The organism is Paenibacillus sp. URB8-2 (assembly GCF_013393385.1).
Classification (GTDB): domain Bacteria; phylum Bacillota; class Bacilli; order Paenibacillales; family Paenibacillaceae; genus Paenibacillus_AQ.
Genome location: NZ_AP023239.1, coordinates 1,852,681 through 1,865,676 on the forward strand (window position 1 = coordinate 1,852,681; position 12,996 = coordinate 1,865,676).

The window sequence follows — 12,996 nt, forward strand, 5'->3', positions numbered from 1 at the left end:
CGATTATACTTGGAGGTTTTGAGATGAGAAGATCAATATTTCGCATGGCTATTCTGGCCTTAACAACGGCGGCGCTGCTCGCAGGCTGCTCAGGCAAAACGTCTTCGGGGGCAAATAACGCCACCCAAGACCAGCCCCAAGAAACGGTTGTCACTTTATGGGGGGCAAGCGACTTTCTGAAGGGCCCGAAAAGTCCGGGACAGCAAATGATTGCAGAGTTCAATGAGACAAACAAAGGAAAGATCAAGGTAGAAGCCCGGTATATGCCTTGGGCAGAGTACAATACGGCCATTCAAGCGGCAGCCACATCCAACAGCTTGCCGGATATATTCCAAACGCCGCAAAACACGGATATTCGCACCCTGGTCGCCAACGGATGGGCGGGGCCTTTTGACGGATTGGTATCCGAAGCTTGGAAGAAGCAGTTTACAGCGGGCGCTTTTGTAGAAGGCGTGAATGTAATCGAAGGCAAAACGTACAGTTGGCCGCTAACCGGCCCGCAGCTGGGTTCCATTCTGTATTACAACAAGGATGTGCTCAAAAATGCGGGACTTGATCCCGAATCCCCGCCTAAGACGTGGGATGAGCTGCGCACGATGGCCAAAACGGTAACGGCCAGTGGTAAAGGCGACGTATTCGGCATCGTGTTCGGGGGCGGAGAAACAGGCGCAGCTTCGGGCGCAGCCAAAATAGTCGACGCTCTGGCCGCGGGAATATCTCCGCAAGCTGTAGGCGGCTTTAATTACAGCACCGGAAAATACGATTATGAATCGAAGGCGACGATAGATTCGTTCAATTTCCTAAACGGGCTTAAGACAGACGGCAGCATTCTGCCTTCCTCTTACACGATGAAGGCGACGGAAGCGAGCGCACTGTTCGGGGAAGGGAAAGCGGCATTCCTGATCGATGGCCGGGCGCGGATGTGGATTGTGAAGCGTGATACACCGAAAGCTAATTTCGGATTGGCGCAGGTGCCGACTCCAAGCGGACAGAAACCGGTTTATTACTACGTTGCAGCCGATCCGTCGGGATTTATGATTTCAGCGAAATCGCAGCATGCCAAGGAGGCCGGGGAATTTATCGAGAAAGCCTTTGCGGCGCCTTTATTTTATGAAAAATATTTGAAGAGCGGCGTGGCGCTTAGTCCGATTGCGAGCATCAACAACAACCAATCGCTGTACCCTTATCCGGAATTCAATACGTTTATTCAGCTACATAAAGATTTGTTGAAGCTAAGACCGGATTATGCAATCCGCAATCCGCAGACGGCAAAGGTGATCGTGGAGCTGGGCTCCTTGCAGCAGCCAAAAGTCAAGCCGGGCTACAGCGATATTTTGCAATCGGTGCTGACGGGTGCGGAGAAGGATTTGCAGCCGCTGCTAAAGGATTATGATGAAAAATTGAACAAGGGGCTGGACGACGCGGTGGACAAAGTGAAGGCATCAGGCGTGCAGGTGAGCCGGGAGGACTTTAGCTTCCCTAATTGGCAGCCGGATCAAGATTACACCCCGGATGATTATCAGCAGTTGAAAAAATAAACACAAGAAATGGAGATGCGCAAATTGTGAGCCGCAAGCCCAATATTCTGCTTATTACGAGTGATCAACAGCACTGGAACACGATAGGAGCATTCAATCCCGAAATTTCAACGCCCAATCTGGACCGATTGGCCGAAGAGGGAACGGTGTTTACCCGGACGTACTGTCCGAACCCGACCTGCACGCCGACGCGAAGCTCTCTAATTACCGGGCAGTACCCGAGCCAGCACGGGGCATGGACCCTCGGAACCAAGCTTTCCGAGAACGCGCATACGGTTGGCGAGGATTTCCTTGAGGCGGGCTATGAAACCGCGCTGGTCGGGAAGGCGCATTTCCAGCCTCTCGCATCGACGGAGCAATATCCGTCCATTGAAGCGTATCCGATTTTGCAGGATCTGGAGTATTGGAGACAGTTCGATGAGACGTACTACGGATTCCGGCATGTCGAGCTCGCGCGGAATCATGTGAACGAAGCCCATGCCGGGCAGCATTATGCCATTTGGCTCGAAGAGAAAGGCTGCACCAACTGGCGCGATTACTTTGTGCCGCCGACCGGCACCATGGACGTAGAGCATAAGCACAACTGGCCGATTCCGGAGGAATATCATTACGACGCCTGGATCGCCGAGCGTACGAATGCCCTGCTTGAGCAGTACCGGCAGGAGGAGAAGCCGTTCTTCCTCTGGGCGAGCTTCTTCGATCCGCATCCGCCGTATCTGGCGCCGGCGCCCTGGGATACGCTGTACGATCCGGAGAAGCTTACGCTTCCGGCGATTCAGGCAGGAGAGCATGAGGCGAATCCGCCTCATTTCCGGTTGACTCAGGAGGAGAAGCCGAACTTCTCCGCTTACAAGGAATCAGGTTTCGGGGTTCACGGCTTTCATTCCCACCGGCATGAGGGAGAGGAGCTGCGCAAGGATATCGCCGTTTATTACGGGATGATCAGCCTGATGGATAAATACATCGGGACTATCCTTGATAAACTGGACGAGCTCGGTTTGGCGGAAGATACGCTGGTCGTGTTCACCTCCGATCACGGGCATTTATTCGGACAGCACGGTCTAATCGCCAAGGGCGCGTTTCATTATGAAGATTTGCTGCGGGTGCCGATGATCGTCCGTTATCCGGGGCGGGTGCCTGCCGGGAAGGTGTCCGGCTCCCTGCAATCGCTCGTCGATTATGCGCCCACGCTGCTAAGCTTGGCGGGACTTCCGATTCCGTCATCGATGACGGGAGTGGATCAAAGCGAGGTATGGAATGGGACAAGAGAGTCAGTAAGGGATCATATCTTGTGCGAGAACCATCACGAACCGACAACCGTTCATTTGAAATCGTACGTGAATGAACGTTACAAGCTTACCGTCTACTACAATCATACATACGGCGAGCTGTTTGACCTAAAGGACGATCCGCAGGAGTTGAGGAACCTGTGGGACGATCCGGCGTATGCGGCCCTGAAAGCCGAGCTGCTTCTCCGGTATGCCTGGGCCGAGCTCGGTAAAGAGCCGATACCGATGCCGAGAATAGCGGGAGCATAAGGGGTGAAATGATGAATGTTAACCATACGGAAGAGACACCGGGAGAGAACACGCTGCTGCGGTTGACACCCCGTCCTCCCCTGGGCTGGAACAGCTTTGATTGCTACGGCTGCGCCGCGCCCGAGGACGCGCTGCTGGAGAATGCCGAGGCCATGGCCAGGCTTTTGAAACCAGGGGGCTATGAGTATTTTGTGGTAGATAACGGTTGGTTTGCCGAGTATGAGATTCCCGCGGGCAAACGGTATCCGGCTGTAAAGCATGCGGATGATGTCAATCTCGACGCGTACGGGAGACTTCAGCCGTCGAAATGTTATTTCCCCCATGGAATCAAAGGGCTGATCGACCGCGTTCACGGCCTGGGCCTGAAATTCGGCATTCATATCATGCGGGGCATTCCGCGCAAAGCGGTCGCTAATGACCTTCCCGTTCTCGGCACGCCTTACCGGGCTTCCGACATCGCGGAGATTAGCGATACTTGCGAGTGGTGCCATTACAATTACGGAGTGAACATGGATCATCCGGGAGCTCAGGCTTTCTATGATTCGTTCATTCAAATGTTGGCCAAGTGGGAAGTCGATTTCATCAAAGCCGATGACATCACCGGGCACCCCCGGGAAATCGAAGCGATCGTCAAGGCGATCCGCTCCTCGGGAAGGGACATTGTTCTCAGCTTATCTCCCGGAGGGCAGACAACGCCGGAATTTATGGATGTCTACCAGCAGGCCAATATGCTGCGGACTACTCGGGACATATGGGATAACCGGGACGACCTGGATAAAGCTTTTGACGTCTGGCATGCGTACAGCGAGTTTCGCAAAGAGGGCTTTTGGCTCGATCTCGACATGATTCCGTTCGGGCATCTGCAGCTGTGGAATCCAAGAACCGAAGCGAAGGCGTATGCAGAAACCCGGACCAGCCAAGAGCTGAGCGGCAAAGGGCATGAGCGAATGAGCGGACTGTCCGTGAATCAGAAATACACCTTTATTACAATCAGGGCGCTGGCGGCGTCCCCGCTGTTTATGGGCGGCGACCTGCCAAGCTCGGACGAGTTCTCCATTGATTTGATAACGAATGAAGGCATGCTCGAGTGCAACCAAAACGGGATCTCGGGGTCCAGAGTCTATGCCGAAAGTGGAATCGAGGTTTGGAAAACCCCTCACCGTACGGCCGCGGGCGAAGGCTGGATCGGTGTTTTTAACCGGAATAGGGAGACCAAGCGGGTACAGTTAACATTCGGACAGCTTTCCCTAGACGATTCGGTTCCGGCTGAGCTTCAATCGATTTGGCCCGAACCCGCATATGAACATTTCGAAGGCGGCCTGACCTCGGAAATTGAAGGTGATGGTGTGTTGTTTCTTCATTATAAAAGCAGGAGCTGATTCTTATGGCAAAAAGATCGTCACAGCCGAACGTCATCGTTTTTTTCACCGACCAGCAGCGCTGGGATACGACCGGGGTTCACGGAAATCCGCTTGGTCTAACGCCAAATTTTGACCGGATGGCCACTCGCGGAACGCATTTATATCATTCGTTTACGTGCCAGCCGGTATGCGGCCCGGCACGTTCGGTGTTCCAGTCGGGCTTATATCCGACGACAACCGGGTGCTACCGCAACAAAATTCCGCTCCCCGAGGACACCCGGACGCTTGCGCATTATTTCCGCGAAGCGGGCTACAAGACCGGATATATCGGCAAATGGCATCTTGCCGATGAGAATCCGGTGACGGAGCCGAAACGTGGCGGCTATGAGTATTGGCTGGCGGCCAACGCCTTGGAAATGACGTCCGACGCCTATGATGCGGTTGTCTTCAATAACGACAACGAACGGGTGAAACTGCCCGGCTACCGTGTCGACGCCCTGACGGATGCGGCGATCCGTTTCATCGATGAGGAGCAGGATCGTCCGTTCTTTCTGTTCCTGTCTTTCCTGGAGCCGCATCATCAAAATCACCGGGATGACTATCCATCACCTGATGTGTATCAGGAATCCTACACCGGAAGGTGGACGCCGCCGGATTTGGCTGCGCTCGGCGGGACTGCCGCACAGCATTTGGGCGGTTATTATGGAATGGTGAAGCGGCTCGACGAAGCGCTCGGCAGGGTGTTTGACACGGTTAAAAGCCTGGGGCTTGAGGATGACACCATCATTTTGTTCACCTCTGATCACGCCTGTCATTTCAAAACCCGTAACAGCGAGTATAAACGTTCATGCCATGAAAGCTCGATTCGTGTGCCGACCGCGGTGATTGGTCCGGGCTTCGACAGCCGGGGGCAAATCCGCGAGCTTGTCAGTCTGATTGATCTTCCGTCCACATTGCTGGATGCGGCGGGTATTCCTGTCCCCGATTCGATGCAGGGGCGGTCCATACTGCCTTTGCTGCGCCGGGAAACCGCCGACTGGCCGGACGATGTCTATGTTCAGATCAGCGAAGCGCAGGTCGGACGTGCAATCCGGACGTCACGTTGGAAATACTCCGTTTCTTCACCGGATTCGGTGCTTGATGCTGCGTCCTCCGATACGTATATTGAGGAATACTTGTACGACCTTCAGGCGGACCCGTATGAGCTGACTAATCTCATTGGCTCCGAATCGCATCAGCGTGTCGCTTCCGCTCTAAGGGAACGGCTGCTTCGGCGGATGGTTCAAGCGGGTGAACCTCCGGCGCATATTGTAACGGCGGAGAGCAAGCCAAGCGGGCAGCGGCGGGTATCGGAAGCCGAAATTCATTCGTAGGCAAAAGGAGCGGAAGCATGAACAATTCAATCCTTCTTATTTCAGATGAACATAACCCGTTTTACTCTTCCGTGTACGGACATCCGGTTATTCATACGCCGAATATGGAGCGGCTGGCGGATAGAGGTACGGTTTACGAGAGCGCGTATTGCCCATCGCCCCTCTGCAGCCCGAGCCGCAGCGCCTTCTTCTCAGGCAAAAGGGTACATGAGTTACAGAACTATAGTAATTGTAATCTCGGCGTACCCGCAGGCGCTCCCGCTTACGGCGATGTGCTAAGGCAGCAGGGCGTATACAGCGCCTACTTCGGCAAAACGGATGTGTACGACCGGGGAGATCGGCTGGGTTTCTCGGAAATTCATTACAGCAAGGACCGTAATCAGCCGGGGGATGTGAATTTCCGGCGGCGGCCGCTCTCGATTCGAGAAGGTGCGGCTGAACGGGCGAGCGGCTTCGGAGTGCGAGAGAACGCTTTTGACGATGATCTGAAGGTGATGGATGCGGCATTGCGCTGGTTGAAGGAAGTAGCGCCTTCCATTCCTGAGCCATGGAGCCTTACGATCAATTTGCTGAACCCGCATTTCCCGCAGTGGAACACACAAGCCTATTGGGATCTGTACCCGGAGGCTGCTGACCTTCCCCTTTACGGAAAGGAAGAGGAAAGGGCCAACCATCCCTATGCGAGAGATTTGCGTAATCATTTCGAGGCGGATTTATTTACGGAAGAGCAAATACGCGGACTCAGACGGGGATATGCCGGAAACGTAGCTTTTGTGGATGATCAGCTTGGCCGGCTCCTTGATACGGTAGAAGACGGCGGTCTCACGAACACTACCCAAATCGTTTACACATCGGATCATGGAGAAATGCTGGGCAAGTTCGGCATGTGGTGGAAATGCTCGTTGTACGAGGATTCGGTTCGGATTCCTTGTATAGCGGCAGGACCCGGTTATGAGAAAGGCCGCCGGGTACAAACGCCTGTGGATTTGCATGATGTGCAGGCGTCTTTGTTTCACGCTGCCGGCGTAAAGCGGCCGGAGAGCTGGGTAGGGGAGCCTCTGCAAACGATAGCCGAGTATAATGAGGAACGTGTCGTATTCTCTGAATACCATGGTCATGGCACCCGTTCGGGCGCCTATATGATTCGTAAAGGGGATTGGAAGCTCATTTTCTATACAGAGGCACCGCATCAATTGTTCGATTTGAGCGCTGACCCGGACGAACGGCATAATGTATATGCTAACCATCCGGAAAAGGCTGAGGAGCTGGAAGCTGAACTGCGGCGCATTTGCTCACCGGAGGCTGAGGACGATAAGGCGCACGGATTTCAAGCGAAACAGTTGGAGCTGCTGGCGGTCATGAACGGAAAGAGTTAGTTCCTTGGCAAAGATGGGGGATTTATGAAAGAATACGGACACGAGTTTGCCGAATACCTGTACCACACACCGTCTGAATATGAAAAGAACGGGGGATTGTGGGTCATTCGGACGGGAAAAAATAAAGCGAAACCTAACTACCAGGTCGGACCCAAAGTGATTGAGTGTTACTCCGTGCATGCCGTAATCAAGGGGTGTGTTGCATTTACACATGGGGATGAGACCGTTTATTTACGAAAAGGCGCGCTCTTTTGTCTGTACCCCGGCCTCCGTTACAGCTACCGGCTTGGTGAGGATGAGGAGAACCTGCGCATGTATTGGCTGGCTTTTCAAGGGAATCAGGCGGAGCCTTTGCTTGAACGTATCGGGTTCAGCAGGGAGAAGCCCTATGTGACCGAACGCTGGATGCCGGAACATGAGCAGGCAATGACTCACATTCAAGATTTGGTCAGAGATCATGCTGGTTATGACGAAATACTGCTGCAGTCGAAACTTTATCAGCTGTTTGAATCGTTATCCCGCAAGGCGGGTGAGCGTGTGTTTCATCACGGGACTACCGATTGGCTGGAAAAATGCATTCAATATATGGACACCCATTACATGGAAGGTGTTACGGTAACCGATGTCGTCGAGGTTGCGGGTGTACACCGCTCTCATGTTTATCAGGAGTGCAGCAATGTGCTTGGCCTCAGCCCGATGCAATATTTAATCCGACTGCGGATGAAGAAAAGTGCCGAATTGCTGAAAGACCGCGGACTGAATATAACGGATATTGCGTTATCCGTCGGCTATCCGGATTTATATTCTTTTTCCCGCGCATTCAGCAAGTATTATGGGATGTCGCCCACGCAATATCAAAAGAGGTCGACAAATTGATATCCTGTCGCTCTGCCGGAAACTTGCAAATTTCCACTCCAAAGAGATTTTAAAAGAGGCGCAGCGGGGAAACACTAGCTCAACAAAATGCGAAATGAACGTTGACAAATCAGGATTCAGGGGGTAACATTCAAAACATCATGATAACCTAGTAAACATATTGGAATATTTTACGGAAATCAGTTGTATGTTGACCGGAACTCCGGAGACGTTTTTCCATGTATCCATGGATAACGCCTCTTTTTTATCTCAGCAGACAGGTACGGGGATTAGCACGGTTTAAGCCGGAGCTTGAAGGGAAGAAACAGGGAGGGCCCATGAAAAATTACGGAAACGAATATGCCGAATTTCTATACCATACACCTTCCGAATATGAAAAAAACGGAGGACTGTGGATCATCCGGACCGGCAAGAATGAAGCAAAGCCTAACTACCAGGTCGGGCCTAAAGTGATTGAATGTTACTCGGTGCATGCCGTCATCAGCGGCTGCGTGGCGTTCACGCACGGAAATGAAACCGTATATTTGCAAAAAGGCGCTCTCTTCTGCCTGTATCCCGGGCTCCGGTACAGCTACCAGATTGCTGAAGCCGAGGATAACCTGCGCATGTACTGGCTGGCTGTTCAAGGAAATCAGGCTGAGATATTGATTGAACGGATCGGATTCAGCCGGGAGAAGCCTTATGTAACCAACCGCTGGACGCCGGATCATGAGCAGGTGATCAACCGGATTCAAAGCATGGTCAGGGATAAGAAAAATTATGACGAAGTGCTGCTGCAGTCGAGGCTGTATCAGCTGTTCGAATCTTTATCGCATAAGGCGGGCGCCCGCGTCGTGCATCACGGGACCGAACATTGGCTGGAGAGATGTATTCAATACATGGATACCCACTACATGGAAGGGATCACGGTGACCGATGTCGTGGATGTGGCGGGAGTGCACCGCTCCTATGTGTATCAGGAGTGCATCAGCCTGCTTGGACTGAGCCCGATGCGGTATCTGATCAAGCTCCGGATGAAGAGAAGCGCCGAGCTGCTGCAAAATCAAGGGCTTGCGATTACAGACATCGCCTTGTCCGTCGGATACCCGGATTTATTCTCGTTCTCCCGGGCGTTTAGCAAATATTACGGGAAGTCGCCGACCCAATACCAGAGGGGATTCGTTGGCAGCACATCGACAAAACGCCATATTTCATCTACAAAATGATAAATGAAACCGATCTGCATTGCAGGGGACGGAGATTGAATCGAGAGACTTTTTCCAGGGGGATTTCCTTGGAGGGTCTCTTTTTTTGCTTTCGTTTGATCAAACTTTACCAATATGTGCAATTCATCGGGGATCTGGTGCTTCTTCTGTATTCTGATCGACAATATGCCAAATGATAGTCGACAAATTGATATTCAATAGTGACAGGATAGCAGGTATAATTTCCATATTAATTAAATCCTATTGGACTAATAGGGATTAAGGTCAACGATAGTTTTTTCTAGAACCGAAGGGGGACAAACGGATTGAAAAGCATACTCTTGACCAAATCGGGATTAACCCGAAACAAGGCGGGCCCGTTCCTTTCCTCGAAGCTGCGTCCAGTGAGCCATTCCAGAATATGGCGGCGGATTGTGAAGCACAAGTACTATTACCTGCTGCTTTTTCCCGGAATCCTGTACTTTCTGGTCTTCAGCTATATTCCCATGGGAGGCGTGCTGATTGCATTTCAGGATTATAAGCTGGCCAAGGGTATAACCGGGAGCGCCTGGGCAGGGTTGAAATGGTTCGACATGCTCTTTTCTTCTCCGGATTTCTGGACCGCGCTGGGCAATACGCTGCTGATCAGCTTTTACAAGCTTGTCTTTAATTTTCCCGCGCCGATTATACTCGCGCTCATGATCAATGAGATCGTGAACTCCAAATTCAAACGAACAATACAGACGATCATTTATTTTCCCCATTTCATATCATGGGTTGTGCTTGGGGGCATTATGTTCACGGTTCTATCCCCTTCCACCGGAGTCCTTAACGCGTTGGGCGTGACGACATCGCCTCTGATGGACCCCCGTTCTTTTCGCGGCCTGCTCGTCTTATCGGAAATCTGGAAGAACATCGGCTGGGGAACGATCATATACCTCGCGGCCATTTCCGGCATTAACCCGGAGCTGTACGATGCGGCCAAAGTGGACGGGGCGTCACGGTACCGTTTGATCCGGCACATTACGATCCCTTCCATTTCGGGTACGATCGTCATTCTGTTGATTTTGCGCACCGGGCATATTTTATCCGCGGGCTTCGACCAGGTCTTCGTCCTGTATCACCCGCTCGTGTACGAGGTGGCGGACATTCTCGATACGTACGTATACCGTGTCGGGTTGACCAGCGGGAGATTTTCCTTGGCCACAGCGGCCGGGCTGTTCCAGTCCGTTGTCGGTTTGGTGCTGCTGCTAATCACGAATGCCGCGGCCAAGCGGATTGGAGGGCGGGGGATATGGTAGAAAGGAGGGGAAACGCATGAAGAAAAGAAAATTCGATCTTTTTGCGGGGATTAACGGAACGTTCCTCATCCTGCTTGCGCTGCTGACCTTTTACCCGCTCTGGCATGAAATCTCCTTGTCCCTGAGTTCCTCGGAGCAGGCTTCCCGGGGAGGGCTGTTCCTCTGGCCCCGGAATCTGACGTTCGGCGCTTACGGGATCGTGCTTCGGTCCGAACAATTATGGTTGGCCTACAGGAACAGTGCTGTCATTACTTTGGCCAGTACAATCCTGAGCGTCTTCTTTACGGCAACAACCGCGTATCCATTGGTCAAGAGCAATCTGCCGGGCAGACGGTTATTCACCGGTCTTATCCTGTTTACCATGCTGTTCAGCGGCGGGATCATTCCCCATTATCTGCTCGTGAAGCAGCTCGGGTTGATCAATACCTTGTGGGCCATGATTATTCCCGGCATGATTTCCGCTTTTAATGTAATCATTATGCTGAACTTCTTCCGCAGTCTTCCGGAGGAAATCGAGGAGTCGGCGACGATGGACGGAGCGAATCCGATCCGGATTCTGTTCACGATTATTTTCCCCTTATCGGCGCCCGTGCTGGCAACCGTTGCCTTATGGGAGGCCGTAGGCCAATGGAATAATTTCTTTCAGGCCTTTCTCTACTTGAATGATAAGTCGCTCTATACGCTGCCGGTGCTGCTTCGGGAAATTATCGACGGGCAGCAGGCGGAATCGCTGACGGGCAAGCTGGTGGAAACCTCGCAGGAATCCGTAATCGGCTCAACTATTGTCGTGTCGCTGATTCCCATTTTGCTGGTGTATCCGTTCTTGCAGAAATACTTTACCAAGGGCGTCCTGCTGGGATCGGTCAAATCTTAAATAAAAGGAGATCACTATGATGAAAAAGATTTGGAAAAAAGGAGCGGCTTCTGCCGCAGCGGCAAGCCTTATTTTGGGGGTGCTGGGATGCTCGCAGCAGCCGGCCGCGCAACCGGCCGCAGCAGCGGCTAGTCAGCAAGCCGACACTCCGGTAACCTATAACTTCTTTATGAATGTGGGAGCGCCGGAATATCCCCAGGACGGGGGAGAGGCCCGCAAGCTGATCACCGAAGCCGCAGCCAAGGCCGGCATCAAGGGCTTTGATTATAATGTATCGCTGAACAGCGGCAAAGACTTTTTTACCAAGCTGAACTTGGAGGCCGCTTCAGGCGAGCTGCCGGATTACTTCGATGTGGACATTCCGACGCTGACGAAATTCGTTGACGAGGGCCTGGTTCTGCCCCTGGACGACTATATCAAGAACTCCCCGAGCATTACGAGCCTGGTTCCCAAGGAGGCTTGGGATGCCGTCACCTTCAACGGAAAAATCTACGGAATTCCTTCGGGAAGCCGTCCCGAACCCTTTAACCAGCCGAGCTCGACAGGGGTGCTCTACCGCGCCGATTGGCTGAAAAACCTGGGCCTGAAGGTTCCAACTACCCTTGAGGAATATCACCAGGTGCTGACGGCCTTTACGAAAAACGATCCGGACAAGAACGGGAAAAACGACACGTACGGCCTGGGAGGCAAGAAGGACAGCATCTTTGAGGGAGTGTTCGGCGCCTTCGGCGTTTTTCCGGAATTCTGGTATGAACGGGACGGCCAGCTGAAACAGGGCTATGTGCTCCCGGAGACCAAGCAGGCTTTGGCTGTTCTGCAGCAGTGGTATAAGGAAGGGCTGATTGATCCGGAGTTTGCGGTGGCTGACCCCAAACAGCTTGATTCCAAGGTCATCAACGGGAAGGTCGGTGTGTACGAGGGCCCGGCATTCGCTATTTTCGCAAAAAATAAAATAACCAAGTCCCTGAAAGAAGTCACTCCTGGTGGTTCCTTCGGCTTTACGGCGCCCCCTGTAGGTCCTAACGGAGATTCGGGATTGCCCGAAACGCCTCCGGCGAGCAGCATCGCCGCCGTCTCCGCCAAAGTGGAGCAGCCGGACAAGCTGTTCGCTTATCTGAACTGGTCCGTAACGGACGGAGATAACGGCGGTTACCTGCTCCGGGAGGGCGTAGAAGGCAAACATTACACCTTTGATAAAGAGAAGAACGACCTTCAGGATCTTGTGGGAGCGGCGGAGAAGTACAAGGACGGGTTCTCCAATCCGATTAAATTCATTGCCGTGACCGACCGACGCTGGGCCCCTGATTATGTACGGAAGGCGTTGGAAGATTCCGCTAAATTTGCTCGTCCCAACGCTCTGTGGAAGAGCGTTCAGGCGGAACTGGACTATCCGGATTTGAAGGATAAGCTGTGGCCGGAATATTACACGAAGATCGTAACCGGAGTTTGGCCGGTGGACAAATGGGATGAATTCGTGAAGAAGTATTATGAGCAGGGCGGCAAGGAGATTGAAGAACAGGGGAATGAAGCCTGGAAAACGTTGAAAAAGTAAGATTGTTGCAGAAATCCGGACAG

At 52.7% G+C, this 12,996-nt stretch carries 10 protein-coding genes; all 10 read left to right on the forward strand.

The genetic code is table 11. From position 1 onward, the window contains the following. Positions 1-23: 23 nt before the first annotated feature. The 10 genes from PUR_RS08510 (at position 24) to PUR_RS08555 (ending at position 12,973) form a co-directional block, all read left to right on the forward strand. Positions 24-1,538: an ABC transporter substrate-binding protein gene (locus tag PUR_RS08510; protein ID WP_179034874.1), complete on the forward strand. Its 1,515-nt coding sequence runs from the start codon at positions 24-26 to the stop codon at positions 1,536-1,538. 26 nt (positions 1,539-1,564) lie between these two features. Then, a complete protein-coding gene (locus PUR_RS08515; protein ID WP_179034875.1) occupies positions 1,565-3,076 on the forward strand; it encodes a sulfatase family protein in 1,512 nt (503 codons plus the stop codon). A gap of 8 nt (positions 3,077-3,084) precedes the next feature. Continuing rightward, positions 3,085-4,455 carry a glycoside hydrolase family 27 protein gene (locus PUR_RS08520; RefSeq protein WP_179034876.1) on the forward strand — a complete coding sequence of 457 codons (1,371 nt, stop codon included), beginning with the start codon at positions 3,085-3,087 and terminating at the stop codon, positions 4,453-4,455. A 5-nt stretch (positions 4,456-4,460) separates the two neighbouring features. Next, on the forward strand, positions 4,461-5,810 hold the full coding sequence (locus PUR_RS08525) for a sulfatase family protein (protein WP_179034877.1): 1,350 nt from the start codon (positions 4,461-4,463) through the stop codon (positions 5,808-5,810). 17 nt (positions 5,811-5,827) lie between these two features. Further along, on the forward strand, positions 5,828-7,186 hold the full coding sequence (locus PUR_RS08530) for a sulfatase family protein (RefSeq protein WP_179034878.1): 1,359 nt from the start codon (positions 5,828-5,830) through the stop codon (positions 7,184-7,186). 24 nt (positions 7,187-7,210) lie between these two features. After that, entirely contained in the window at positions 7,211-8,062 is an 852-nt protein-coding gene (locus tag PUR_RS08535; RefSeq protein WP_179034879.1) for a helix-turn-helix transcriptional regulator, read from the forward strand. A 317-nt stretch (positions 8,063-8,379) separates the two neighbouring features. Next, the gene (locus PUR_RS08540; RefSeq protein ID WP_179034880.1) at positions 8,380-9,267 is read left to right on the forward strand and encodes an AraC family transcriptional regulator; all 888 of its coding nucleotides are present in this window, start codon (positions 8,380-8,382) and stop codon (positions 9,265-9,267) included. A 305-nt stretch (positions 9,268-9,572) separates the two neighbouring features. Continuing rightward, positions 9,573-10,547 carry an ABC transporter permease gene (locus PUR_RS08545; RefSeq protein ID WP_232101772.1) on the forward strand — a complete coding sequence of 325 codons (975 nt, stop codon included), beginning with the start codon at positions 9,573-9,575 and terminating at the stop codon, positions 10,545-10,547. Positions 10,548-10,563: 16 nt separating this feature from the next. Next, the gene (locus PUR_RS08550; RefSeq protein WP_179034881.1) at positions 10,564-11,421 is read left to right on the forward strand and encodes a carbohydrate ABC transporter permease; all 858 of its coding nucleotides are present in this window, start codon (positions 10,564-10,566) and stop codon (positions 11,419-11,421) included. Positions 11,422-11,437: 16 nt separating this feature from the next. Continuing rightward, positions 11,438-12,973, forward strand: coding sequence for a type 2 periplasmic-binding domain-containing protein (locus PUR_RS08555; RefSeq protein ID WP_232101773.1), 1,536 nt, complete (start codon positions 11,438-11,440; stop codon positions 12,971-12,973). Positions 12,974-12,996 lie beyond the last annotated feature (23 nt).